Raw genomic sequence first — 26,044 nt, forward strand, 5'->3', positions numbered from 1 at the left:
CCGCTTTAACGGAAATGAGAGCCCTTATTTCGTTCCAAAAGCCCGTCTCTGCAGTCTAACGGAACTGAGCGCCTTTAATTAGGCTAATTGCCATCAAAATTGGGGAGCTCGGCCAAAATAAGGGCCCGTGGTTCCGTTAGAATGATAAAAAGCCATTTTGAGCACAAATAGAGGCTTTCATTTCCGTTAAAAAATGAAAAAGACGCCCGGAAGCTCCGGACGCCCTTCGTTAAACGCCGAAATGAACGACGTAAGGCTGCATGGCCGTATGATAAAACCCTTCGCTGTATTCGACCACTTCTCCCGTATCGTCGTAGGAATACCGCAGCCTTCGGAGCAGCGGAGTGCCGGGGGGCAGGCCCAGAGCCTCCTCGATGCGGGGCGGAGCCGTTGCGACCGCGAACTCGTCGCGAAAGTTGGCGAGCTCGATGTCGTTCTCCTCGAGGAAGCCGTAAAGCGAATGATCGCCGAGCGCGGACAAGTCCGCTGTCGCCAGGTGTGAGGGCAAATAATGAACGTAGTAGATGTAGGGCTCGCCGTTCAGCAGGTACAGCCGTTCCACGCGCAGGCCTTCGTCTCCGAACAACCGATGCGGAGCCGATTCGGGCTCGTGGGTCGCCAGCTCGGAGCTGAGGAGCCGCTTCTGCATCCGGTGACCTTCCTCCACGAGCAGCTCCGTGAAGCTCTTCCAGGTCGAACGCTTGGCCGTCGAGGTGTTGCGGACAACCTTCGTCCCCTTGCCGCTGCTCGGCTCCAGATAGCCTTCCGCGACGAGCTCCTTGATCGCGTTGCGGACCGTTATCTTGCTCACGCCGAACTCCTCTTCCAACCTGGGCTCGGAAGGGATATTCGTATCGAGCGGATACTGGCCGTGCAGGATCCGGTCCTTCAGGATATTTTTGATTTGCAGATATAAGGGCCGCTTGCGGCGGGACAGATTCACGGTCGCCATCTCTACCTTTCTATATCGCTTGCCGATTCCTCCATGACGCGACGAATGTCGGCTTCGGAGGACATCGGGGTGTCGCCCGACACCGTATGCGCCAGCAGCGCGGCCGCCGCGGCGAAGGCTACGGTCCGGTCCGGCGCATAGCCGGACAGCTCCCCGTGCAGAATTCCGCTGGCGTAGGCGTCTCCCGCTCCAATTCTATCATAGACGGAGAAGGTTAGCTTCCGGGAGAAGGCGAACGACCCTTCCTTGAACAAGTAGCCTTCGAGCGAATGCGTGTTGTCTCCGTTCACGGAACGGTGAGTGCCGGCAATCGCCGAGATGCCGAACCGTTCCGCCACGGCCGGAATCAGCTCGGTCAGCTGGTCCTTGCGCTCCGTTTGGCCGGTCTCCATCCCCAGGATGTGAATGGCGTCTTTCTCGTTCATCAGGACGAGGTCCGCGAGGCCGAGCATCTCGATATAGTGGGGCTTGGCCTTCGCGTAGCCCCCCTCTCCCCAGAGGGAGGGCCGGTAGTTGCAGTCGAAGACGACCTTGCCGCTCTTCTTCTTGACCGCTCGCGCCAGCGCCGCCATGTGACCGCGGACCGTGTCGTTCATCGCGAGCGCGATGCCGCAGAAGTGCATGGCATCGGCCGTCGACGCGACCGCTTCCCAATCGTACGCTCCCTCCGGCGCCGCGTTGAAGCTGCTCTCCAGCCGGTTCGAGTAGGTGACGCGGCTCGGTCTTGCCCCGAAGCCGTTCTCGAGGAAGTACATGCCAAGGTAAGGGCCTTCCCGGCGAACGAAGTCCGTCGACACGCCCAACCGGCGAAGGTGGGCGGCCGCCGCGTCGCCGAGCGGGTTCGCAGGCAGCGTGGTGACGAGATAGCCGGCGTGCCCGAATCTCGTCAGCGCCGAGACGACGTTCACTCCGGTGCCGGAGAACGAGTATTGCAGCGTGCTTGACTGCGATAGCAGATCGTAGCCGGGCACCTGAAGTCGCATCATGACTTCTCCGAACGCGGCGATTCTCTTAGGCATAATGATCGACCCATTTCTTCAGGATGGCGAGCAGCTCGCGGACGTCCTTCGGCCTCGTCGCCCCCGTCTCCTTATCGATGATGGACGAGTACACGTGAGGAATGACCTGAGGCACGCCGGCCTCAAGCGCGATGCGCAGGATCGGCTCGAAGTTCGCCATGTCGATGCCGCCGGTCGGCTCCAGCGCGAAGCCTTCGGAGGCGCACGCCGCGGCCACGGCGCGGTATTCGTCTTCCCGGCTTAAGCCATTCATCGGAAAATACTTCAAAGCGTTGCCGCCCATGTCGCGAACGAGGGCGATCGCCGCCCGCACCGGCACGATCGCAGGTTCGTCCAGCGCCGCGCTGAACGGTCCGGTCGAGATCGCGACATACCCGGGACGCCCGGACGGAGAGACGAGGCTGTTGATCCAGCTCTCTTGGCCGCCCAAGTTCGCTCGCGTCGCGCCCACCGCGGGGAAAACCTGGTTGATGTGGCTGCCCGGGTAGCTCTTCGCGATCTCCGCCACGACGGCGGCTTGGCGATTGTCGCCCGCCCCGAGGCCGATCGACACCGCGTCGTCGATGGCCGCCCCGTATTCCTTCATCGCCCGAACGGCTTCCTCCGCCGTCGGGTAGTCCTTGGACAGAACGCCGACGAGCACGTGGCCTTCCGCCGCTTCGAACACTTCCTTCGCGTTGGCGATGCTTCCCGCGAGTACGTTCAGGGCCGCGCGGTTCTTATAGAGACGCTTCTGTAAGCTTGCCATGTCATTGTCCTCCTGCCAGCTCTCGAATTCGGGATGCGATGATGCTTATGTCGTCGCCTTGGAGCGGACGCGGGTCGATGTCGAAGTAGCCCTGGCGAACGCCGTAGTCGCGCGTATAGATCGCGATCTCGCCGTTTTGCAACTCGGATGCGAACTGAATGGCGTTCTTCCCTACCCGTTCCGCGTCGATCCGGACTCGGGCGCGATAGATGGCGCGTCCCGCCTCGTCCTGCACGATCGCCACCGATACGCCATCCAGCTCGCCAAGCGTCAGCAGCGTCTCGAGCGCCTTCCGCTCCCGCTCGCTCGTGTCTTCCTTTACCATATATTCGTCCAACGCCTGAAGCAAGCCGAACGTCGATTCCTTGCCGACCTTCATGCTTCGGCCGATGCCGTGCAGCTGCGTCTTTACCCATTCCACGTAGGTTCTCTTCCCGGCCACGATGCCCGTCGTCGGGCCCTCGATCGCCTTGGAGCCGCTGTAGATGGCCAGATCCGAGCACTTCACGTACTTGCGGACGTCTTCTTCGGCGGCTGCGTCCACGATAAGCGGCACGCCCAGGCGGCGCGCGATCTCCCAAGTCTCTTCCATGGAGATCATGTTCTTCTGCACCGAGTGATGCGACTTGACGTACAGGATGGCGGCCGTTCGCTCGCCTACGGCGTCCTCGATATGCTCGGCTTTGCCTTCGTTGGCGTAGCCGACTTCCACGACCTTGCCTCCGCCCAAGTAGACCATCGTCTCGACCGGAGCTCCGTACTGAACGTTGTGACCCTTCAGCATGACGATCTCGTTCTTCGCTATCGGCTCCTGGTGCAGCTTAACGCTCAGACGCCGATCTCCTTGAGTGACAAGGCCCGCAACCGAGAGCGCGATGCCGCTCGAAGCGGAATTCACGACGACCGCCGCCTCCGAGCCGAGAATATTCGCGATGTAATCCCCGGCCTTGTCGACGAGATCCGAGATCTCGACATAGCTCTGGCCCCCGCGCTTCATCGCTTCCATGACGGTATCCGTCGGGGCCGACACCCCCAGGATGCTCATTCTCCCGCTGGCGTTTATGACCCGCTTAAGCCCGATCTTCGCATTCCACGTATTCGCCATTCACGACCACTCCTTTGGGTTCGATTCGTTCGCTTGCCATGCGTACCTCATCTTCGGAATCGGTCAAGACGACCGGCTCGTTCCGGACGGAGAACAGCGTCAGATGGGCGACGTCCCCGACCCGAATCCGGCCGAGCTCCGGCCGCTCCAGCCAGTCCGCCGCATTCGACGTAACCGCCGCGACCACTTCTTCCAGCGGATAGCCGAGGTAGAGGAATTTCGTCATGACGTTGGCAAGGCTGTATACCGGCCCGTTCAACCGGTTGCCTCGATAGATATCGGAGCTGATCGTATGCAGTCCGATGCCGTGGCTCTTCGCCGCCTCGGCCGCGCGGAACGAGAAGCTGGCCGTGCCGTGCCCCACGTCAAGACGCACTCCTCTCCGAATGGCGTCCAACAGCACTTGAAGAGGCTTGCCTTCGGCGTCGAACAGATTGTTCTCTTTGCCATTGAGATAATGGGTGATGATGTCCCGCTTCACGAGCAGCGGCACGATCTCCTCGATGCTTGGCGGGCCGGAGCCGATATGGACCATAAGGGGCAGATCCGCCGCTTCGGACAAGGCGCGCGCCATGCGGAGCGGCTCTACGCCGTTCCCTCCGACGACGCTCCGGCTGATGCGCGCCTTAAGACCAACGACGAAATCCGGCAACCGTTTCGCGGCCTGAATCGCGGCCTCCCCGTCGATCCACTCCAGCCTCGACAACTCGTCGATCCGGCTGAGCCCGATACGGGAAACGTTCAGGAAAGCGAGCAGGTTCGTCTTGGCCCTCCTGCCATTCTCGGCCAGCTCCCCGATCCGGTCCGCGCCGCAGCTTCCGGCATCGACGATCGTTGCCACTCCCTGCTTCGCGCCGATCTCGTCGATCTCGTCCCCGTAGGGGTCGAATTCGGGAAAAGCATGGACGTGCAGATCGATCCACCCGCTCGACACGTAGGAGCCCGAGCCTTCGATCACTCGCGTCCCTGTCCCCTTCCCCGCTTCCGTCACTTCGGCGATCCGGCCTTCCTCGATCGCGATATCCGCGAGCCTTCGGTTTAGGAGCCGAAAGTTGCGCAGAAGCAATCTTTCTTTCATTTGTCGAATCACCTGCTTATGTCGTTTGTTCTGAAATGCAAATTGCAGTATTGCTTTCGCCTATTTCTTAAGATAGCATAGAAAACAAAAAATACAATATAACATTATAATGTTTAACCATTGTGCGACGGTTAGATATCATCACGACTCATGATTCGTTAGAAAGAGACAATTCCATGACCGAAAGGGGCCCATTCCTATGAAATGGAGATTCGAAGGAGAAGTAACCTCGCTGCAGCCGGGCATTCGCTGCCTGGAGCAAGAGCTGGGATGGAAGATCGCGGCGGAGAAGGAGGCTGTCCGGGTTAGGGTCGAACAAGCGCCGGGCGGGCTGGAGGTCGGCCGCGAGGAAGGCGGGCTGTACGTCCGCTACGAGCTCAAGCATCAATTTTACCGCGGGTTGGGACTCCTTGCGCAACATGCGGGAGACGAAGACTTATGGAACCTTCGCGAGACGCAGCAATTCGACCGGGTCGGCCCCATGTTCGACTTGTCCCGCAATGCCGTGTTCACGGTGGACGGCTTCAAGCGCATGCTGAACAAGCTTGCCCTCATGGGCATGAACACCGTCATGCTGTACATGGAGGATACCTACGAGATCGAGGGAGAGCCGTACTTCGGCTATATGAGAGGCCGTTATTCTCGGGAGGAGCTAAAGGAAATCGACGATTATGCCGATCAATTCGGCATCGAAGCGTTCCCCAGCATCCAGACGCTCGCCCACCTGGAGGAATTCCTCAAGTGGGAGGCCGCTCTGCCATACCGGGACACGAAGGGAGCGCTTCTCGTCGGAGGGGAACGGACCGCCCTCCTCGTGGAGCGGATGATCGAGAGCGCCAGCGCCCCGTTCCGCAGCCGGCGGATCCACATCGGCATGGATGAGGCGGAGGAGCTCGGCCGCGGCAAGTACTTGGATCGCAACGGGTACGAGAGCCGCTTCGAGATCATGACGGAGCACCTGCGAACGGTGCTGGACGCCGTACGGCGCCGGGGGCTCGAGCCGCTCATGTGGAGCGATATGTTCCTGAAGCTGGCTTCGGGCAGCGGGGCCGACTATTACGAAGCCGACACGACGATCCCCGAAGAGATGGCCAGCCGCATCCCCAAGGACGTCAGCATGGTATATTGGGATTACGTCCATACGGAGCCCGAGGATTACGAGCGGCTCATCGCCAAGCACCGACCGCTCGGCTGCAACCTCGTCTTCGCAGGCGCGGTATGGATCTTCAATACGTTCGGCGTGAATTACGGCTTGTCCCTGAATGCCTCCGACGTCGCTCTGCGGGCATGCAAGAAGGAAGGCATTCGCGAGGTGTACGCGACGATGTGGGGAGACGACGGCAACGAGGGCAACCCGTTCGCGGCCCTGCTCGGCCTGCAGCTCTACGCGGAGCATGCCTATTCGGAGGAAGCCCCGTCCCGGGAACGAATCGCCGAGCGGGCGAAGCTCTGCACGGGCATCGACGCTTCCGCCTTTCTTCTTCTGAGCGGTCTCGACGAGGTGCCCGGCTCCGAGCCGAACAACCGCAAGCAGAGCAATCCGTCCAAGTTCCTGCTCTACCAGGACGTGCTGCTCGGCTTGTTCGACAAACAGATCGAAGGCTTGGCCCTCGAGGCGCATTACGGGAAGCTAGAAAGCCGAATCCGCCAGGCCCGCCGACCGGACGCCGACCTTGACTATATCTTCGAGGTGCCGGAGAAGCTGTGCGCCGTCCTGAAGACCAAGAGCGAGATCGGCATTCGGCTGAAGCGCGCCTACGACGCAGGAGACCGCAAGGAACTGAGGAGGATAGCGGAGGAGGATCTTCCGGCTATCGCGTCGGCCGTACGCGAGCTGCGCGCCGCCCACCGCGCTCAATGGCTTAGAATGTTTAAGCCTTTCGGCTGGGAAGTGATCGATATCCGTTACGGCGGCGTGCTTAGCCGACTTGATACGGCAGCCCTGCGTATCCTCGATTACGTCGATGGACGCATTGAAGCGATCGAGGAGCTCGAACAGGAACGGCTGGTCTACAGCTCGGCCAACCGCTTCAACAATCGAGGCGTCGGGTGGTGCAGCTATTACTACCGGATGGCCTCTCCGAACGTGTTTTTCCATGTGATCAACCCGTTCTAAGCAGCAAGAAAGTTCATGGAAAGGCGTGGGATATTGACCCTATGGTTTAAGCAATCTCTTAAGAGCAAGCTGTCCCTTCTGATCCTGGTAGCGGTCATCACGCCGCTTCTGGCCACCGGCGTCGTGTCTTACCGGATCGCTTCCAACCTTACGGAGAAGATCGAGAAGGAGTCCGGCATGAACACGCTTCGGCAAGTATCCGAGAAGCTCGATTTTCTGATGAGCGACGTGGATACGATGTCGGTCTTTATCATCGGCCAGAAGGACATCCAGTCCTACCTCGATCGCGACCGCGAGGACTACGCCCTCTATTCGCAGAACGTCGCCTTCCTCATGAACCTGGCTTCTTCCAAACCTTACATCTCCAATATCACGATCACCTCGGCCAAAGGCTTCCCCGCCCTGTCGAACACGACGGTGCTGCACTCCGGGCTGCCCGCCCTGCAGCAATCCTACGCCGAAGAGCACTCCATGGACGAGAAGTGGTGGACTCCGCCCTACGAGAACCAGACGACGGACGACGGCGTGGCCGAGGTATTCTCGCTCGTTCGCCCGATCCGGGACTTAAGCAAGTTCAAGCGCATCGGCGAGCTCTCGATCAGCGTCGACATTCCCGAGGTGAGGCGAATGCTGCAGGACGCGGGCTGGAACGCGAGCGGTCATATCTGGCTAGTCGACGACGAAGGCCGGACGGTCGCCTCTCCCTCCGCCAATACCGGCTCTACGGGTCAGACGCTTCCCGATATCGACTTCCTGAAGGACAACGAGGGAGTCGCTACCGTCTCGGAGGACGGGGAGAGCAACACGCTCCTCTATTACACGCTGCCCACCTTGGGCTGGAAGCTCGTCGGCGTCATCCCGACCCAGATCTACACCGCCCAGAACAAGTACGTGCTGACGCTGACCGCCTATGCCATCGGCCTCGCCGCGGTGTTCGCCGGCGCGCTCGTGCTGTATTTTATCACCTGGGTTACCCGACCGCTCAGCAAAATCACGAAGAAGCTGAAGGACCTCAACCCGGACGAGCCGATTACGAGAATCGAAGTGAAGACCTCGGACGAGATCGGCATGCTGCTCCACAGCTACAACAAGCTCAGCGACCGGATCCAACGATTGAAGACGCAGCTTCAAGAGAACGAGGCGAAGAAAAAAGAAGCCGACATCCAGGCGCTTCAAGCGCAGATCAATCCCCATTTTCTATACAACACGCTCTCTTCCATCCACTGGACCGCCTTAATGAACAAGGACAAGCCAACCGCCGAGATGGTCGGCGCCCTTAGCGATTTCCTTCGGTTCAGCTTGAACGAAGGCAAGGAGATGTGCGCGGTGCAGCAGGAAGTGGCCCACGCCCAGAACTACATTCGCATCATGTCCAAGCGGTTCCCGGACAAATTCGATTCGGCCTTCTTCATCGACCCTGAGCTGCACGACAAGACGATGCTCAAGCTGCTGCTGCAGCCGCTCATCGAGAACAGCATCATGCACGGCCTTCAGAAGCTTAAGGGCCAAGGCTGCCTGTTCGTCTACGGCGAGCTCCGCGGCGACCATATCGCCTTCGCGGTCGAGGATACGGGCACGGGCATCGAAGCGAACAAGCTGCGGAAGCTCCGAAGGCATCTGAACGCGCCGGACGAAGCGGCGGAAGACACCGTGCGGTCCGGACGCTCGGGCTACGGCCTGCGAAGCGTGCATCGGCGTCTGCAGCTTCATTACGGCAGCTCCGCCGGACTCTCGATCGACAGCGAACCGGGCATACGGACTCGAATCTCCTTTGAAATCCCGATATTGGAGGAACGCGCATGAAAGTGATGATAATCGACGACGAAGTGATCATCCGCACCGGCTTGTGCACCGTCATCGACTGGCAGGAGCTCGGCATGACTCTGCTGCCGCCCGCGGAGTCCGCCGAGGAAGCGCTGGAGCGCATTCCGGACGAACGCCCGGACATCGTTCTGACCGACATCCGCATGCCGGGAATGGACGGGATTCAGCTCGCCAAGGAGATCAAAGCGCGGCTGCCGGATACCGAGATCGTCATTCTGACGGGATACGACGACTTCGGTTATGCCCAACAGGCGCTGCGCGAAGGCGTGACGGACTATTTGCTCAAGACGAGCGGTCCGGAGGAGATCATCATGGCGGCGATGAAGGCCAAGCGCAACCTGCTGGCGAAGTGGGAGGTTCTGAAGCAGGAAGCCGTGCAGGTCGCCGCGCTGCGCAATCAATGGTTCGAAGAGCTGCTCGCCGGGGGAGGCAAGCGCCAGACCGTTCCCGCTCCGGGGTTCGATCCGGTCCTGGCCTGGCTTGAAGAGAACGGAGCGGCGAAGACGGGACCGGACGGGGTGCTGCTGCCGATGCGCGTCATGATCGTCGGAGCTTCCAGGTGGGGCGACGATCGCTTCGCCGAGCTGATGCTGGAAGCCGCGGAGAGCCAGCTGCGCGAGCTGCTTCCGTGCGTGACGCTCCGCAAGGGAGACCGCATCGTCGTCGTGTTCCGCGCCGGAGAAGGCTGGTCCGAAGGGAGCCGCCTCGGCAAGGCGATTTCCCGGATGAAGGAATCGCTCAAGCGCGAGATCTTCGCGGCCGCGGGAGAGCCCGCATCGGCGCTGGCCGAGCTTCGGCGCTCTTACGAGGAGGCGGATCGGGCTTTCTCCTACCGCCTGATCTTCTCCGAAGGAGGGTTCTTCGAATCCAAAGATATGAGCGCACGCAGGGGAGGCCGCACGGTCTGCTCCGCCAAGGAAGAGAACGAGCTGTCGGCGCTGCTGATGAACCGCGATACGGCCAAGCTGCGCGCGTGGACGAACGATCTCGTGCAGGAACGGCTTCTCGATCCGGACGCGACTCCGGCATCGGTGACGGCCTTCTTGCAATCGGTCGTGATCGCCGCCCACCGATGGCTGGACCGGGCGGGGGAGAACGCCGCGGAGGCGGCCGGCGGAGGCGTGCCCGCGTTCTCTTTCCACCCTGGAGTGAGGCTCGAGGACGAGCTGTTCAAGCTGCTGCTCGCCGTGTTGAGCGAGTTCCACGACCGCGTCGGCGCCGGGCGCTACTCTTACGTGCATCGGGCGATCGCGTATATTCGGCATCATCTCGATCGGCATCTGACCCTGCAGCAGGTGGCCGGGTTCGTGCACGTCAACCCCAACCATTTCAGCGAAGTGTTCAAGAAGGAGACTGGACAGAGCTACATGGAATTCGTCACGCGGGAACGAATGGAACGGGCCGCGAACATCCTCCTGTCCACCCAGAAGAAGATAAGCGAAGTAGCCGGGGAGGTTGGCTACGAGGACATCAAGTACTTCAGCCAGCAGTTCAAGAAGACGATGGGGCGCACGCCTTCGGAATATCGAATAATGTCAGATTACTTAACACGTTGAAAACTCTTACATCGTCATTTTCCGAACTTTCTCTCCCTAAAGCGCTCACAAACTGAAGAATACCTACCATGCAACCGGAAGTCCTCCCCTACAACGGCACGGGAACGGCCCCTATACTAAAAATACATTCATGGAGGAGGGGTATCTTGATATGAGAAAAAAAACGATCGCTTTAACCGCAATGGCGTTGGCCGCGACGGCCGCGTTATCCGCTTGCGGAGACAATTCCTCTAACGGCAATACCGCAGCTCCTTCCGGTTCGTCCGGCTCCGCCGCTTCCGCCGAGAAGGTGAAGCTGTCCATCTGGCATAACTTCTCCGGCGACGATCTGCGGGCGAAGGCCGTCCGGGCTCAGATCGACAAGTTCAAGGAAGCCCACCCGGAGATCGAGCTGGACGCGCAAGCCATTCCGCCGGACGGCTATCGCCAGCGCCTGAAGACGGTAGCGGCCGCGGGCGAGATGCCCGACGTGTTCTTCACGCAATCCGGCACCTCGATCCAGGAGTTCTACGACGGCGGCCTGATCCAACCGATCACGCCTCTGCTCGACAAATATCCGGAATGGAAAAACAACTTCATGGAGGGAGCGCTCGACCGCCTGTCCTTCGACGGCCAAGTGTACGCGACTCCTCTGAGCGGCTCGGCAACCTCTTTGTTTTTCTACAACAAGTCCCTGTTCGATAAATATCAGGTGAAGGTCCCGACGACTTGGGAAGAATTGATGGCCGCGGTGAAGACGTTCAACGACAACGGAATCACTCCGATCTCGCTCGGCAACAAGGCCGCTTGGCTCGCCCAATCGAGCATCCTGTCTTCTCTCGCGGATCGCGTGACCGGCACCGATTGGTTCCTTAAGGCGTCCAGCCAGGACGGAGCGAAGTTTACCGACCCCGAGTTCGTTCAAGCTCTGCAGCTCTTCAAGGATCTCTCCGACGCGAAGGCGTTCCAGACGGGCGCGAACAGCCTGGACAACACGCAGATGGAGCAATACTTCATCGAAGGCAAGGCAGCCATGATGATCGACGGCTCCTGGGCTCTGACGAACATGGCGGCAACCGGCACGCAGGAGCAGCTGGATCAAGTCGAAGTGACCGTCCTTCCTTCCGTTCCCGGCGGCAAAGGCGACCCGAACTCGATCTCCGGCGGCGCGGGCGGCGGCCTCGCTCTGAGCAAGGAAGCGACGGGCGCGAAGCTTGACGCGGCGCTGGAGCTGATCTATGCGGTCAGCGGGCCGGAAGGCATGCAGGCGATCGTCAACAGCAACTCCGTCGTCAACTACAACGTCGAGCCGGACGCATCCATCGTTACCCCGCTGTTCTACAAAGCGTTCGATCTGTTCAAGTCCGTCAAGCTGACGCCGGTGTACGACGCTTACCTGACCTCTGCCGCAGCCGACGTCATCAACAACGGCCTGCAAGACCTGCTGCTCGGCGGCAAGCCGGAGGACATCGCCCAGAAGCTTCAAGACGCGCAAGCGCAGGCTCTCAGCCAATAAGGCAGCCTCACTAGCGGGAGAGAAGGAATGCGGGGAGCGAATCCGCGCCCCTTCTCTCCCGACGCATCAAGACGCCCTTAAGCGCAAGCTCGGAAAGGAGGCCGGCCATGACGATCTCAGGCCGTCTCAGGACGTTCATCATAATCGGGCTTCTGCCCGCCCTGCTCATTTATGCGGTGTTCGTGCTCATCCCGATTTTCTGGTCCGCTTATTACGGATTTTTCAGCTGGAAAGGGATCGGCGCCTCCACCTTCATCGGCTTCGACAACTATGCGGAAGCGCTCCGAGACCCGATCTTCTGGCGCGCGCTGAAGAACAACCTCATCATCGTCGTCGCTTCCATCGGCGGCCAATTGCCCATCGCGCTCGTTCTTTCTCTGATCCTGCGCAAAAGCACCCTTTTCCAAAGGTTCGTCCGTTCGGCGGTGTTCATGCCCATGGTGGTGGCGAGCGTCGTCATCGGCATGATCTGGGGGTACATCTACCATCCTCAGATCGGCATTCTGAATTTCATCCTCGATACGTTCGGCCTCGAATCTTGGATTCGGGACTGGCTGGGCGATCCCGGCATTAACATGTACTCCGTCAGCGTCCCGGTGATCTGGGCGAATATCGGCCCTTACCTGATTCTATTTATCTCGGCGATCCAGAACATCTCGTCCGAGATCGAGGACGCCGCCAAGATCGACGGGGCCGTAGGCGGCAAGTGGCTCTACCTGATCGTCATTCCGATGATCTGGGACACGATCAAGGTGGCGATCGTGCTTTGCATCTCGGGCAGCCTCAAGGCCTTCGACCTCATCTTCGTGATGACGGGAGGCGGTCCGGCCCAATCGACCGAGCTGCTCGCTACTTATATGTACAACAATACCTTCGAAGTTTTCCGCTACGGCTACGGCTCCGCGGTTTCTACCTTGATTATCGTCATCAGCATGATCCTGGTGCTCGGCAGCCAGCTGCTCATGCGACGCAAGTAAGACGGAACGGCGGCTGCGACTAGGGCCGCCCCTCCGAGAAAGAGAGGACCGACATGAAGATAACGACCGACGGCGGCCTGGCCCTCGATGCGGACCGCGCCCCTCTCTCCCGCTTCCTCAAGCCGAAGTGGTCGTGGATCGGGAACGTTCTGCTTCTCGTTTACGCGCTGCTGACGCTGTATCCGCTCGTTTGGCTGTTCATCAGCTCGTTCAAGACCAACCAGGAGTTCTTCGGCAAGCCGTTCGCCCTGCCGACGACCTGGAATTTCGACAATTACAAGCGAGCGTGGGAGATCGCCGATCTCGGCACCGCGTTCGTCAACTCCGTGATTGTCACCGTAAGCTCGATCGTCTTGACGCTGTTTCTCGGAACTCTGACGGCTTACATCCTTTCGCGCCTGGAGTTTCGCTTCAAGGGGATTCTCATGTCGCTGTTCGTCATCGGCATGCTCATCCCGATCCACAGCACGCTCGTTCCCTTGTTCATCATGATGAACAAGATCGGCATCCTGGACACGTACGCCTCGCTCGTTCTGCCTTACACGGCTTTCGAGCTGCCCGTCGCCATCTTCGTCGTGGCCGCCTACCTGACCTCGGTGCCGAAGGATCTCGAGGAAGCGGCCATGATCGACGGCAACGGCTACTGGGGCACGTTCTTCCGCATCATCATGCCGCTTGCCGTTCCGGCGATGGCTACCGTCTTCATCCTTGGCTTCCTGAGATTCTGGAACGACTTCGCCTTCGCCCTCGTGTTCATCAACGACCAGTCGCTGAAGACGCTGCCGCTCAGCCTGTCGATCTTCTCCGACGGGTACGGCACCGACTACAGCCTGACGACCGCCGCCATGGCGATCGCCGTCATCCCGACCATCATCGTCTACTTGATCTTCCAAGAGCAGATCATGAAGGGAATGGTCGCCGGGTCGGTGAAAGGGTAAATCGACGCCATAGCGAAGGGCCGAACCGCGGCATGCGGTCCGGCCCTCTTGCCTCTTATCTTCTCCGCTTGCGGATCGCCAGCGCGACTAGCTCGGCCACGATCCCGAGCGCCAACCCTGCCATCGATAGCTCCAGGAAGGTCAGCAGACTGACCAGATCCTCCCACCCGTCCGCATCCTTTGTGACGTAGAAGACCATGGCAAGCAAACCCGCCAGCACGCCTGCCGCGAATGCAAGCGACAGAAGCCTTGCTCCGAGCCATCCCGCCAAGGCGGACACCAGCGCCAGCGCGCCTCCTAGCAGAACGAAGCGGAACGCGAGAGCGAAGGTGAATACTTGTCCGAGGATGCCGAAACGGATCGTCATTAGAAGCGCGGAGTAGAGAACCAGCCCGCACGCTCCCCAGAGGAGCCATTTGCCGCTGCGCGCCGCCGGAATCCCGATTTTCCTCCTTGCTGCCATAGCCCCATTCCCCCTCCTATAGGAATCTTCTTCCGCGATTGCAACGAAGGCTCCCGCCGTTCCTTGGCGGAACGGGCGAGAGCCTCCTCAGCTTTTCAATATAAATCTTACAGTCCGGACTCGGTCTCGAACTCGGTTCCGAGATCCTCGCCCATGTAGCCGCCGAACATAGCCATAAGGTCTTCCATAGGAACGATATCTTCGGCCTTAGGCTCGCCGTATTCGAACTTCGGGTCGGCATTGATGTCGGACATCTGGGACACGACCTTGATCGTACCGCTGCCGGATTGACCGTTATCCTCGATCTCGGCCTTCACGACCATATCGGTGTAGCTGGCGTAGCCTTTGTCGTCGATGCCGAAGTTGGCTACGGCGTCCAGCGACTTGACCGCGCTGTTGAACTCTGTCATCGCGTCCTTCACGTCGGCGTCCGTCGTCTCTTCCAGCGACTTCTTCGCCTCGTCCAGATCTCCCGTCTCCAGCTGCAGCATGTTGCGGTACTCTTCGTTAGAGGCCAGCAGCTCGATGACTTCCGGAGCGATATCCTTGATGATCGTGTTGACGAGCGGCTCGACTTGATCCTGCGTCACGTGAAGCTGAACGACGCTCTTCACGCCGGCGTCGGACGGGATTCCCGCATCCTTGACGCTCTTGCTGGACAGATAAGTCTTCTCGTCGATGTGCTTAAAGACGATCGCGTAAAGGTCGTTAGCGAACTTCGTCAGCAGACCGACGTCCATCGTGGACGGAATTTCCGTGCCTTGCTGCTCCGCGAGCTCCTTCAGATCGAATTCGACGAACTTGTCGACGATGTCTTCCGGAAGGCCGAGCATCGGAATATTCGGAACCTTGAGCCACATCTTCTCTTCCGTCATGACGATCGGAATCTGGAAGGACATCGCCAGATCGCCGCTGATGCTGATCTTCATGTTCAGCTCGACCATCATCGGATCGGCGCGGTACGCGCCCGTCCAGCTAAGCTCCGCGTTCTGCAGAAGGCCCAGGGCGCCCGCGGCTCCCTCTTCCTGCATGACTTCCTCCGGAAGATTCAGGTCCTGGATGGCCAAGCTTCCCTTTAATCCGTATGATTTAATCTCCGCCGACTTCTCCATGGAGTCGAGCAGCTTCTCCGACGCCGACTTCGAATCGCTGCTGCAGGCAGACAAAACGAATGCAATCGATAATACCAAAGACAGGACTAGCGCAAACCTTCTCTTCAAAATCATTTCTCCCCCTCGTGTTTAAAACCGAATCAAAGGTGATTCAATCTAATTAATGCAGGTTAATTGTAGCTTAACGCCCTGCAAGGGGGAAGAGTTTTTACCTAAAAATACGCTAAACGTCCTAGAAAAATACAAGGCCGAACGTTAATGGATGTCCTTCTTCTTGAATCTTCCTCCGCGCACGTCATGGATATTGCCGACCGCGAGGAACGCGTTCTCGTCCATTTCCGTGACGATGGATTTGAGCTTCGCTTCTTCCATACGGGTAACGACCGTGAAGATGACCTGCTTCGTGTCTCCGGAATAGCCGCCTTCCCCGTTGAGGTAAGTGACGCCGCGTCCGAGACGGCTGACGATCGCTTCGCCGATCTCGCGGTAATGCTCGCTGATGACCCAGATCGACTTCGATTCGTCGAAGCCTTCGATCGTCAGATCCATGACCTTAAAAGCGATAAAGTAAGCGATAAGGGAGAACATCGCGTTATCCCAGCCATAAACGAGACCCGCGCTTCCGAGAATGAACAGGTTGATGAACATGACCATTTGGCCTACGGAGAACGGGGTTTTTTTGCTGACCATGATCGCAACGGTCTCCGTGCCGTCCGTCGTGCCTCCGGTGCGAATGACGATTCCGACTCCGATGCCGAGCAGAATGCCTCCGAACACGGTCGCGAGCAAGGTTTCGTCCGTGAACGGTTCGACATGATGAAGAAGAGCGGTGGTAACGGATAGAGTAATGACGCCTAATAACGTAGATAACGCGAAGGTTTTGCCGATGGACTTATAACCGATGATTAAGAACGGAAGGTTGAACAGAAACAGGAACACGCCGAGAGGCCAATGAGTCAAATGAGCGGTCATGATGGAAATGCCGGTTATCCCGCCGTCAATGATATTGTTGGGGATAAGGAAGATCTCCAGAGCGACGCCTGCGAGGACGGCTCCGAACATAATGAGCACGATTCGGGTAACGATTTCCAGCGCGGATAGCCGAGTGTGCTGGATCGGCTTGGCTTGGACTTGGGCGGCGGATTGAACAGGTTGCGGACTGGTCATAGGCACCTCCTAAAAAAGGGATATTTCTTTCTATTATAACAGTGTATTCGTTAGCGGTCTAATGAAAGCGATTGCATATGGCAAGAAACCCTTCCATGGCTTCCTAAAACGTTTGCAAACGCAATAAAACCGTCTCCGCAGATAAGGATCTGCAGGAAACGGTTTGGTGCGGTAAGGCTCTTATACGGCTCGGCTTCAGCCCTCGGGATTATTATGGCTTACGTGGTTATGAGTCTTGACCTTCTTGGAGCCGGAGAGCGGCTCGTTCGGCTGACGATTCCGGCCTTGGCGCTTGTCATGTCCGTGCTCCGACTGCGGGTCCCCGGTGCTTATCGAATAGTTTCTCGGTTTCATGGCGCACCCCTCTGCGGCAGATTAAGTTGTTCTAAAATGATGCAGGTCCGTCGTCTCGTCGTGATTAAGGGCGTCTTGATGGCGGCGGTCATTCGTCTGCTGTTGCTGCTGCTGGGCTTGGTGGCTGTTGACGGGATTGCGCGCCAGATCCTCGACGACGTTGCTTAGGTTTTTGTCCGGCATGCCGTTCTTGTTCGCCATGAGTCGGCACCCTCCCTTATGCGTGGGTAAAATGATGCAAAGCCTGTGCGGTTTCATGCAAATGGCGACGATAGTCCGCGATCAGCTCCTGCATGACGTCGGTTCGCTCGTCGACGGATTGCCCGTCCTTCTCCACGTCGGAGAGCTGGATATCGATCTCCCGGCTGTCGACGTATTTGACGGAGAAGTCGAATTCAAGCATCTGCCTGCCGGCGGTTTGAATGTGGACCAAGAGCGTATCCGAATGCTTCTCGTCCTCAAGAACGCTAGCCGTATCTCCGTTGCTTAGCCGCTCGGAAAGCGTCTCTCTCCACGCTTGCGCAAGATCCGCCTGTGGAACGGCGAGTTTGTCGTTGCTTGACATGCTTAACACCTCCGCTCCGTTAGCTTGGCCCGGGCGTTCTCTCTTCATTCAAGGCGAGACTTGGCGGAAAATGAAAAACCGATCCTCGTTCGGATCGGTTGTTGTTGGCGTATTCTGGCGGAGAGAGTAGGATTCTTTTTGTCGCTCCCTCTCGGGAATCGACTCGTTTTTTGCGTATGGCGGAGAGAGTGGGATTCGCTCCGTCGCGTCGTGGCCGTAATACGTCCACAACATAGCGACTATCACGCCGGGGCCTACGAACATGCCTTTGGGCATGTTCGCTTAACGGCCCGTTCTCATCCCACTCGCCATACGCAAAAAAGATTCCCTCTCGGGAATCGGCTTGTTTTTTGCGTATGGCGGAGAGAGTGGGATTCGCTCCGTCGCGTCGTGGCCGTAATACGTCCACAACATGGCGACTATCACGCCGGGGCCTACGAACATGCCTTTGGGCATGTTCGCTTAACGGCCCGTTCGAATCCCACTCGCCATACGCAAAAAAGATTCCCTCTCGGGAATCGACTTATTTTTTGCGTATGGCGGAGAGAGTGGGATTCGAACCCACGTGGGCTTGCACCCTAACGGTTTTCAAGACCGCCCCGTTATGACCGCTTCGGTATCTCTCCATAAGAAAGGCAGCGGCGCAATTCGATGGAATCGCCCGATCTGCCCCGTAATCATATCACAGAGAAGAAGTTAGGATCAACCCCTGGGGGCGATCTTGTCGATTCCTCCCATGTAAGGCCTCAGCGCTTCCGGAATGACGACCGTTCCGTCCGCTTGCTGGTAATTCTCCAGGATCGCGGCGACGGTACGGCCCACGGCAAGCCCGGATCCGTTCAGCGTATGAACGAGCTCCGGCTTCGCCCCCGTTTCGCGGCGGAAGCGAATGCCCGCGCGGCGAGCCTGGAAGTCCTCGAAGTTCGTGCAGGACGAGATCTCGCGATAAGTATCCTGGCTTGGCAGCCAAACCTCAAGGTCGTAGGTCTTGGCCGAACCGAAGCCCATGTCGCCCGTGCAGAGCGCCAATACGCGGTACGGAAGGCCAAGTACCTGCAGGACACGCTCTGCGTGTCCCGTGAGCTCCTCCAGCGCGTCGTAGGACGTCTCGGGGGCTACCAGCTTCACGAGCTCCACCTTATTGAATTGGTGCTGGCGGATTAGGCCGCGGGTGTCTCGGCCCGCCGCTCCGGCTTCCGAACGGAAGCAGCCGCTGAACGCCACGAACTTCGCCGGAAGCTGATCCGCGTTCAGGATATCGTCGCGGTGCAGGTTCGTCACCGGAACCTCGGCGGTAGGAATAAGGAAATATTCCGTGCCTTCGATCTTGAACAGATCCTCCTCGAACTTCGGAAGCTGGCCCGTCCCGACCAGGCTGTCGCGATTGACGATGTACGGAGGCAGCACTTCCTCGTAGCCGTGTTTGTCGGCGTGCAGATCCATCATCAGGTTTATTAGGGCACGCTCCAGACGGGCTCCCAGCCCTCTGTAGAAGACGAAGCGCGAACCGGTAACCTTAGCGGCGTTCTCGAAGTCCAGAATGCCCAGCCCGTCCGCTAGGTCAAAGTGGGCCTTCGGCTCGAAGTCGAACGATGGCCGCTCGCCGACGCGGCGAAGCTCGACGTTGTCTTCCTCGGAAGCGCCGACCGGCACGCTCTCGTGAGGCACGTTAGGAATCGAGAGAAGAATCGCGTCCAGCTTCTCGTCGAGCGCGCGAATCTCTTCGTCCAATTCCTTGATGCGATCGTTCACGCTGCGCATCTCGGCGATCAGCTCGTCCGCGTTGCCGCCGCTCTTCTTCAGCTTGGCGACCTCCTGCGAGACGACATTCCGTCTATTCTTGAGCGTGTCGCTCTCGACCAGCCTCTCCCGGCGAGCGCTGTCGAGCTTCGGGAACTCTTCGATCAGCTCGAGCGAAGCGTTGCGGTTGCGCAGCGCCTGCTCGACCTTCCCTAAATCGTTCCGCAGCAATCTAACATCCAACATGTGCTGAACTCCTTTCCCGTGTACGGGTATTTATCGGTACTGAGGTCGGCCTGTCCGCCGCGATATTATCGATTAGCCGAGGCTTCCTTGGCCATGTTCAGGAAGTACTCATGCAGACGATAATCATCCGTGAGCTCCGGATGGTAAGAGGAAGCAAGCAGGTTCCCCTGTCTGGCGGTCACGATCTCGTCCTTGTAAGTAGACAGCACATCCACGTTGTCTCCGACTTCCTTGATAAGAGGAGCCCGAATGAACACCGCCCGAAGAGGAGTATCGATGCCCTTGACGTCCAGATCCGTCTCGAAGCTCTCTCTCTGACGGCCGAACGCATTGCGGGCAACCGTCATGTTCATCAACTGCAGATGAGGCTCTTCCGCGCCCTCCAGCCTCTCCGCCAGAACGATGAGGCCCGCGCAAGTCCCGAACACGGGCTTGCCGTTCCGGGCGAATTCGCGGATCGCGTCGATAAAGCCGTATTTTCTCATCAGCTTGCCGATGGTCGTACTCTCGCCGCCCGGCAGGATAAGGCCGTCGATCTCTTGAAGCTGCTCGACCGTCTTGACCGCCACGCCCTTGCCTCCGGCAAGCTCGATGCTTTTGATATGCTCCGCTACGGCCCCTTGCAGGGCCAATACTCCGATGTTCATCCAAGTTCCCTTCCTTCATAGCCAATACTGCCTTGCAATGGGTAAACCCAATCTGGGCGGCTCCCCATCGGCTGTAAGGAGCCGTTGCGAAGCCGCCCGTTGTGAATGGATAGTAGTCCGCCCCGCCTCTTACAGGCCGCGGTCTTGCATGCGCTCGGAACGATCGAGCTTGGAGATCTCGATGCCCTTCATCGCGGTGCCCAGGTTCTTGGACACGCGAGCGATGAGTTCGTAATCGGTGTAATGAGTCGTCGCTTCCACGATAGCGCGAGCGAACTTCTCCGGGGAGTCGGACTTGAAGATACCCGAACCGACGAAGACGCCGTCGGCGCCCAGGTGCATCATCAGCGCGGCGTCGGACGGAGTGGCGACTCCGCCTGCGGCGAAGTTGACGACCGGCAAGCGGCCCGTCTCATGAACGCCGAGCAGCAGGTCGTAAGGCACGCCGAGAGTCTTCGCTTCATGATACAGTTCGTCCTTGGACAGGTTCTGCACCTTACGGATTTGACCCGTGATCAGACGCATATGACGAACGGCTTCGACGATGTTGCCCGTTCCCGGTTCGCCCTTCGTGCGAAGCATCGAGGCGCCTTCTTGAATGCGGCGAAGCGCTTCGCCAAGGTCCTTCGCTCCGCAGACGAACGGAACCGTGAACTCTTCCTTGCTGATGTGGAAGATATCGTCGGCCGGAGTCAGAACTTCGCTCTCGTCGATGTAGTCGACGCCCAACGATTCCAATACTTTCGCTTCCACGTAGTGGCCGATGCGAGCCTTGGCCATAACCGGAATCGACACGACCTTCATGACTTCTTCGACGATGGTCGGATCGGCCATGCGGGCAACGCCGCCAGCCGCGCGAATATCGGAAGGAACGCGTTCAAGCGCCATAACCGCCGTAGCGCCCGCCGCTTCCGCGATCTTGGCTTGCTCCGCGTTCATGACGTCCATGATGACGCCGCCCTTTTGCATCTCGGCCATGCCGCGCTTAACTCTCGAAGTACCTGTCTCCATGATTTCTCACGCCTCCTGAATATACTATCCATAGATTTTACAGGAAGGGCCGCCAATAGACAACCCATCCGCTCGGGATTGTTACGCTATTGTTGCAAAACTATCCAGTAACAGGCTTCGCTTAGAACAAATCCACGATCCCGTTGAACAGGCTGGAGAAGAAATCTCCGATAGCCCGAAGCAGAAGCTTGAACCATCCGGCCTTCTTCACGTCGTCCCCGGCAACCAGATCGACCGTTACAGTCTTATCATCTTGAGTAGCCGGATCCTTATACGTGTAAGTAACCGTTCCGACCTTGTCTCCCGATTTGACCGGAGCAACCAACGGATCGGAGACCGGAGTCACTTCGGTTACCGTCGGGGTCACTTCGGAGCCCTTCGGAACCAGGATCGTAATGTCGGTAGCCGTCACGACTTCTACCTTCTTCGAAGCGCCTTTTTTGACCTTGAGCGTCTCATGCTCCGGCACCGAGGCCTTCGCGTCCAAGATCGTCTTCTTCTCGAATTGGTTGAAGCCGTAATCGAACAGCTTGGCCGTCTCCAAGAAGCGCTTGCCGTCGTTCATGCCTCCGGGAACGCCCATGACGACCGCGATCAAGCGCGTGCCGTTCTGCAGGGCCGTTCCGGTGAAGCAGTTGCCCGCGTTCGTGGTATGGCCCGTCTTCAGTCCGTCTACGCCGGGGTAAGCGAACTTCTTGAAGTTCGTTACGTTCTTGTTGGATTCCAGCATCCAGTTGTAGTTGACGACCTCGTCTTTATCGCGCTCGCGGAACTTAAAGGATTGGATCTTGGAATATTCCAGGAATTCGGGATAATCCTTAAGGATATGATATGCCAGTATCGCGGAATCGCGAGCCGACATGACCGTCTCTCCTTCGATGGAAGTCGGACGATAGGCTTCCGGCATATCGGCGCGATCCAAGCCCGTGGAGTTGATGAAGTGCGTCTTCGTCATTCCGAGCTCGGCCGCCGTATCGTTCATCAGCTTAGCGAAGGCTTCTTCGGAGCCCGCTACGGATTCCGCCAATTGCACGGTAGCGTCGTTGGCCGAACCGATGGCCATCGCCTTGTACAGTTCTTCAACCGTATGCTTGTCTCCTTCGGCAAGGAAAACCCGGCTGCCGATCTGTAGGGAGGCATTCTCTTGCACCGTAATCGTCTGGTCCCAGCTGAGCTTGCCGTCTTGGATAGCTTTGAATACCAGATATTCCGTCATCATCTTGGTCATGCTCGCCGGGGGGAGAGCCTCGTCGGAATTATTCTCATAGAGGACTTGTCCGGTCGCGGAATCCATTAGGATAGCCGATTTAACGTTCAAATCCAAGGAAGCCGTATTCGCCGTTCCAGCGGCAGCGGCGCTTGCAGCGCCCGACAATATTATCATAACGGCCATTACAAAAAGAACAGGAATGGCCACGAATCGTTGATGGTTAAGAGACAGTCGAAGAACGGAAGTAAGATTGCGATTCAATGCGCGTATCTCTCCTTTTCAGCAGGGTATTTTTTGTCGTGTACAGGCATTAAACTCCGAATGTTATTGTATCATACCGCATACCAAGGAAAAAGCCGCAGACGAGATTTCTCTCCTCTGCGGCCTTTTATTAATTGGAAACTGTATTTTACAAGGAGTAGTTAGGCGCTTCCTTCGTAATCTGGACGTCATGCGGATGGCTTTCCCGCAATCCCGCGCCGGTAATGCGCACGAACTCCGTATCGTTCTTGAGCTCTTCCAGCGTTGCGGTTCCGCAGTAGCCCATGCCGGAGCGAAGTCCGCCGAGCAGCTGATGAATCGTGTCGCGGATAGGTCCCTTGTAAGGGAGGCGCCCTTCGATGCCTTCCGGAACGAGCTTGGATTCGTCTTCTTGGAAGTACCGGTCCTTGCTGCCTTCCTTCATCGCGCCGATGGATCCCATGCCCCGGTAGGACTTGTAACGGCGGCCTTGATAGATCTCCGATTCGCCAGGGCTCTCTTCCGTACCCGCGAACAAGCTTCCGAGCATGACCGCGCTCGCTCCTGCCGCTATAGCCTTGGTGATCTCGCCGGAGTACTTGATGCCTCCGTCGGCGATGATCGGAACGTTGTATTCGCGCGCTACCGATGCGCAATCGTAGATGGCGGTGATCTGAGGAACCCCGATACCCGCGATAATGCGCGTCGTACAGATCGAGCCCGGTCCGATGCCGACCTTGACGATGGAAGCTCCGGCTTCGATCAGATCGCGGGTCGCTTCGCCCGTCGCCACGTTGCCGGCCACGATCGTCAGCTCCGGATATTGCTTGCGGATCTGACCGACCATCTCGACGATGTTGATATGGTGACCGTGCGCGGAGTCGACGACGATAAGATCGACGCCCGCATTCACCAGCGCCTCTACGCGCTCGAACGTGTCTTTGGATACGCCAACGGCAGCTCCGACGAGCAATCGGCCGTGCGAATCCTTCGCGGCGTTCGGGAACTGAATGGCTTTCTCGATATCTTTAATGGTGATAAGACCCTTCAGCGTGTTGGACTCGTCGACCAGAGGGAGCTTCTCGATCTTGTGCTGCTGAAGAATAACCTCGGCTTCCTGCAGCGTCGTGCCGACAGGCGCCGTAACCAGATTTTCCTTGGTCATCACGCTGCTGATCTTGATCGAATAATCGTGCACGAAGCGCAGATCGCGGTTCGTCAGGATGCCGACCAGCTTGCCTTCGCCGTCGACGATCGGAACGCCGGAGATGCGGTACTTGCCCATAAGCTCTTCGGCATCGTATACGTGATGGTCTGGAGTGAGTGAGAACGGGTTCGTGATAACCCCGCTTTCCGAACGTTTCACCCGATCCACTTCTTCTGCTTGCTGAGCGACCGACATATTCTTATGGATGATGCCGACGCCGCCTTCGCGGGCGATAGCGATCGCCAAAGCCGACTCCGTGACGGTATCCATTCCTGCGCTGATCAACGGAATGTTCAGCTTCACGGACGAGCTGAGCGTCGTCGATACGTTCACGTCCCTAGGCAGAATGGTCGACTTCCTAGGAACGAGCAGTACGTCGTCGAACGTCAGGCCTTCCTTGGCGAATTTGTTTTGCCACACGTGTAATTTCCTCCCTTATCCGGTTAGTAAGCCGGTTGATCTCCGATTAATTATAGGCAATCTTAGCAGAGGCATTATAGGCTGTCAAGGCATAAGCAGAGCTTGTCATCGGGCGTTCAAACGAACGAACCGGCCAAAATCCGCGCCGCATGCGAACTTACGAAAAATTAGCTACCTTAGTTTGGATATCGGCAAGATGCGTTCCACAGCAGATAACCGTTTACCCCTTCCTTCGATGCCGCCCTCACTTGCTCCCGTATTTGCGCGGAACCATATGTCTGATGCGGATGCACCCAGGATGCGGTGAAGCTCTGAAGCCACGGCCTCACTTCCGCGATATGCCGTCCGTTTCGCCTTAGCTCATTGTTCTGCTTAACGGCATCCTTCATGGCGTGGGAGACGATGCTGCCGGCCATGAGATCGGGAGCGTTAATTCCCCAGATGCCGGGGGAGTAATGGGAGGGATATACCATAGGAGAGATGACGTCCACTTCGGCGGCGATCGTCGACCAACGCTGCCCGATGCCCATATCCCCTCTAGCGGTTCCGATCAAGCCGAAGACGTCGGCCGAGATGATCCCACCGGATTTGTGTACTTTGCCGGCCGCCTTATGAAGGAATCGTCCGATCGCTTCAGGGCGGCTCCATCCGTTAGGATTATGAAAGTTCACTTCCCTGTCTACCTTGTCCCGATTTTCAGGAAAACGAACATAGTCGAATTGAACCTCGTCAAACCCGATTCGGAGCGCCTCTTGAGCAAGAGATATAGGGTAGCCCCATGCTTCCTGACGATAAGGATCGATCCACGCTTCTCCACCCCGATCGCGCCAGACGGTTCCGTCCTTTTTCTTGAGAGTCCATGCCGGCATCGCCCGAGCAAGCGAAGGGTTCTTGAAGGTTACGATTCGCGCGATAAGATAGATATCTTTGCTCTTGAGGCGCTTGACCGTTTGTCGAAAATGCTTTGCGGACCGACTATTCGATGGACGAGGAGAAGAAGGGGGGAGCTCGATCAGATTTATGCCGCCGTTGACGTCGATAACCATCGCGTTTAATTCCGTACGATCTACAAGCTCGATCAGTTTCTCCATCTTCGGACTTCTTACAGCGCTGGATGAAACGTAAATTCCCCTGATGGGGGACTTCGGTCTCCGGATTTTGGCCGTGGCCGGCAATGCCTTCGACTCATTCAAGTGGATGGCGGAGGACGCAATACCGCGTTCTCCCCCTTGGAAAGCTTGCGTGCCGGAACAGCCCTGAACCCCCATGACAACGGAAAACAAAAGAAAGAAAAAGAAAGGTCTGCGCCCCATCGAAATCCGCCGCATCTCAAAACCCCCTGCCTTCGCCATGTAAGTATGACTAGTATGGACTGCCAACTCCTCCGAGTTGAGTTGGAACTTCTGGCAGCGGAGGACGAACAGCCCCATCTCCTCGGCGGAAGAGATGGGGCTGTCCAGGGGTTCGCTTGCGGATGTATCTGATCACGTTGTCCTTAGCGCGTAAGATGAAGTTGCAAGGATGAGGCCTGGGTTGTGTGGATGCGCTAGCTTCAAACGTGTTATTTGCACGGATACGTCGCATCGCAGGTTCGCTTTTATTGATTGTAACTCAAATAACTTAGAAACTCTTTAAGGGGGGATTAAGAATTCGTTAAATCGGGTGTGCAACTACAACGAAGAAGCGGCAGATTGCTCTGCCGCTTACAGGTCCGTTCTATATGGCTTGCGCCTTGATAACCGGATACGAAACGAGTTAGCGTTCATTAGCATCTCACTTGCCGTGTTGGCTGATTAGGATAAGCCCTCGACCGATTAGTACTCGTCAGCTGCACACGTTGCCGTGCTTACACCA

General features: G+C 58.0%; 23 protein-coding genes and 1 tRNA gene. 6 read left to right on the forward strand and 18 right to left on the reverse strand.

The features are described from left to right. Positions 1-229: 229 nt before the first annotated feature. Genes H7B67_RS03935 through H7B67_RS03955 form a run of 5 tightly spaced genes read right to left on the reverse strand, consistent with a single transcriptional unit; the run spans position 230 to position 4,902 of the window. On the reverse strand, positions 230-952 hold the full coding sequence (locus H7B67_RS03935) for a GntR family transcriptional regulator (protein WP_185118483.1): 723 nt from the start codon (positions 950-952) through the stop codon (positions 230-232). 2 nt (positions 953-954) lie between these two features. Continuing rightward, positions 955-1,971 (reverse strand): sugar kinase, encoded by a 1,017-nt coding sequence (locus tag H7B67_RS03940; RefSeq protein ID WP_185118484.1) that lies wholly within the window; start codon positions 1,969-1,971, stop codon positions 955-957. Then, on the reverse strand, positions 1,964-2,719 hold the full coding sequence (gene dagF, locus H7B67_RS03945; RefSeq protein ID WP_185118485.1) for a 2-dehydro-3-deoxy-phosphogluconate aldolase: 756 nt from the start codon (positions 2,717-2,719) through the stop codon (positions 1,964-1,966). The genes H7B67_RS03940 and dagF overlap by 8 nt, the downstream gene beginning before the upstream one ends. A gap of 1 nt (position 2,720) precedes the next feature. Continuing rightward, positions 2,721-3,824: a DgaE family pyridoxal phosphate-dependent ammonia lyase gene (locus tag H7B67_RS03950; protein ID WP_185118486.1), complete on the reverse strand. Its 1,104-nt coding sequence runs from the start codon at positions 3,822-3,824 to the stop codon at positions 2,721-2,723. Continuing rightward, positions 3,790-4,902 carry an amidohydrolase/deacetylase family metallohydrolase gene (locus tag H7B67_RS03955; RefSeq protein ID WP_185118487.1) on the reverse strand — a complete coding sequence of 371 codons (1,113 nt, stop codon included), beginning with the start codon at positions 4,900-4,902 and terminating at the stop codon, positions 3,790-3,792. The genes H7B67_RS03950 and H7B67_RS03955 overlap by 35 nt, the downstream gene beginning before the upstream one ends. A gap of 199 nt (positions 4,903-5,101) precedes the next feature. Between H7B67_RS03955 and H7B67_RS03960 the strand changes: the two genes are divergently transcribed. The 6 genes from H7B67_RS03960 to H7B67_RS03985 all read left to right on the forward strand — a co-directional run bounded on the left by H7B67_RS03960 (position 5,102) and on the right by H7B67_RS03985 (position 13,808). After that, entirely contained in the window at positions 5,102-7,018 is a 1,917-nt protein-coding gene (locus H7B67_RS03960; protein ID WP_185118488.1) for a beta-N-acetylhexosaminidase, read from the forward strand. Positions 7,019-7,051: 33 nt separating this feature from the next. Continuing rightward, complete coding sequence (locus tag H7B67_RS03965) at positions 7,052-8,821, forward strand: cache domain-containing sensor histidine kinase (protein WP_185118489.1); 1,770 nt, start codon at positions 7,052-7,054, stop codon at positions 8,819-8,821. Further along, positions 8,818-10,398 (forward strand): response regulator, encoded by a 1,581-nt coding sequence (locus H7B67_RS03970; protein ID WP_185118490.1) that lies wholly within the window; start codon positions 8,818-8,820, stop codon positions 10,396-10,398. The genes H7B67_RS03965 and H7B67_RS03970 overlap by 4 nt, the downstream gene beginning before the upstream one ends. 151 nt (positions 10,399-10,549) lie before the next feature. After that, positions 10,550-11,893 (forward strand): extracellular solute-binding protein, encoded by a 1,344-nt coding sequence (locus tag H7B67_RS03975; RefSeq protein ID WP_185118491.1) that lies wholly within the window; start codon positions 10,550-10,552, stop codon positions 11,891-11,893. Positions 11,894-12,000: 107 nt separating this feature from the next. Beyond that, positions 12,001-12,870: a carbohydrate ABC transporter permease gene (locus H7B67_RS03980; RefSeq protein WP_185118492.1), complete on the forward strand. Its 870-nt coding sequence runs from the start codon at positions 12,001-12,003 to the stop codon at positions 12,868-12,870. Positions 12,871-12,923: 53 nt separating this feature from the next. Beyond that, positions 12,924-13,808: a carbohydrate ABC transporter permease gene (locus tag H7B67_RS03985; RefSeq protein ID WP_185118493.1), complete on the forward strand. Its 885-nt coding sequence runs from the start codon at positions 12,924-12,926 to the stop codon at positions 13,806-13,808. Positions 13,809-13,863: 55 nt separating this feature from the next. On the opposite strand, the gene H7B67_RS03990 is transcribed toward H7B67_RS03985, so the two are convergent. The 13 genes from H7B67_RS03990 to H7B67_RS04050 form a co-directional block, all read right to left on the reverse strand. Then, on the reverse strand, positions 13,864-14,271 hold the full coding sequence (locus tag H7B67_RS03990; RefSeq protein WP_185118494.1) for a hypothetical protein: 408 nt from the start codon (positions 14,269-14,271) through the stop codon (positions 13,864-13,866). 107 nt (positions 14,272-14,378) lie between these two features. Beyond that, entirely contained in the window at positions 14,379-15,491 is a 1,113-nt protein-coding gene (locus H7B67_RS03995) for a hypothetical protein (RefSeq protein ID WP_185118495.1), read from the reverse strand. 147 nt (positions 15,492-15,638) lie between these two features. Beyond that, a complete protein-coding gene (locus H7B67_RS04000; protein ID WP_185118496.1) occupies positions 15,639-16,550 on the reverse strand; it encodes a YitT family protein in 912 nt (303 codons plus the stop codon). A 195-nt stretch (positions 16,551-16,745) separates the two neighbouring features. Further along, entirely contained in the window at positions 16,746-16,904 is a 159-nt protein-coding gene (locus H7B67_RS04005; protein WP_185118497.1) for a small acid-soluble spore protein P, read from the reverse strand. A gap of 21 nt (positions 16,905-16,925) precedes the next feature. Next, complete coding sequence (locus tag H7B67_RS04010; RefSeq protein ID WP_185118498.1) at positions 16,926-17,105, reverse strand: hypothetical protein; 180 nt, start codon at positions 17,103-17,105, stop codon at positions 16,926-16,928. A gap of 16 nt (positions 17,106-17,121) precedes the next feature. Further along, positions 17,122-17,469 carry a hypothetical protein gene (locus tag H7B67_RS04015; RefSeq protein WP_185118499.1) on the reverse strand — a complete coding sequence of 116 codons (348 nt, stop codon included), beginning with the start codon at positions 17,467-17,469 and terminating at the stop codon, positions 17,122-17,124. A gap of 537 nt (positions 17,470-18,006) precedes the next feature. Continuing rightward, a tRNA-Ser gene (locus tag H7B67_RS04020) sits at positions 18,007-18,095 on the reverse strand. 76 nt (positions 18,096-18,171) lie between these two features. Further along, entirely contained in the window at positions 18,172-19,455 is a 1,284-nt protein-coding gene (gene serS / locus H7B67_RS04025) for a serine--tRNA ligase (RefSeq protein ID WP_185118500.1), read from the reverse strand. A gap of 65 nt (positions 19,456-19,520) precedes the next feature. Next, positions 19,521-20,102 carry a pyridoxal 5'-phosphate synthase glutaminase subunit PdxT gene (pdxT, locus tag H7B67_RS04030; RefSeq protein ID WP_185118501.1) on the reverse strand — a complete coding sequence of 194 codons (582 nt, stop codon included), beginning with the start codon at positions 20,100-20,102 and terminating at the stop codon, positions 19,521-19,523. A gap of 129 nt (positions 20,103-20,231) precedes the next feature. Then, positions 20,232-21,116, reverse strand: coding sequence for a pyridoxal 5'-phosphate synthase lyase subunit PdxS (pdxS, locus tag H7B67_RS04035; RefSeq protein ID WP_209649197.1), 885 nt, complete (start codon positions 21,114-21,116; stop codon positions 20,232-20,234). Positions 21,117-21,234: 118 nt separating this feature from the next. Next, positions 21,235-22,584, reverse strand: a complete 1,350-nt coding sequence (locus tag H7B67_RS04040; protein ID WP_245363683.1) for a D-alanyl-D-alanine carboxypeptidase family protein — start codon at positions 22,582-22,584, stop codon at positions 21,235-21,237. 148 nt (positions 22,585-22,732) lie between these two features. Beyond that, positions 22,733-24,190, reverse strand: a complete 1,458-nt coding sequence (guaB, locus tag H7B67_RS04045; RefSeq protein ID WP_185118503.1) for an IMP dehydrogenase — start codon at positions 24,188-24,190, stop codon at positions 22,733-22,735. Between the two features lie 176 nt (positions 24,191-24,366). Beyond that, the gene (locus tag H7B67_RS04050) at positions 24,367-25,620 is read right to left on the reverse strand and encodes a putative glycoside hydrolase (protein WP_343069196.1); all 1,254 of its coding nucleotides are present in this window, start codon (positions 25,618-25,620) and stop codon (positions 24,367-24,369) included. Positions 25,621-26,044: the final 424 nt, after the last annotated feature.

It is taken from the genome of Cohnella thailandensis (assembly GCF_014212135.1).
Taxonomy (GTDB): Bacteria; Bacillota; Bacilli; order Paenibacillales; family Paenibacillaceae; genus Cohnella; species Cohnella thailandensis.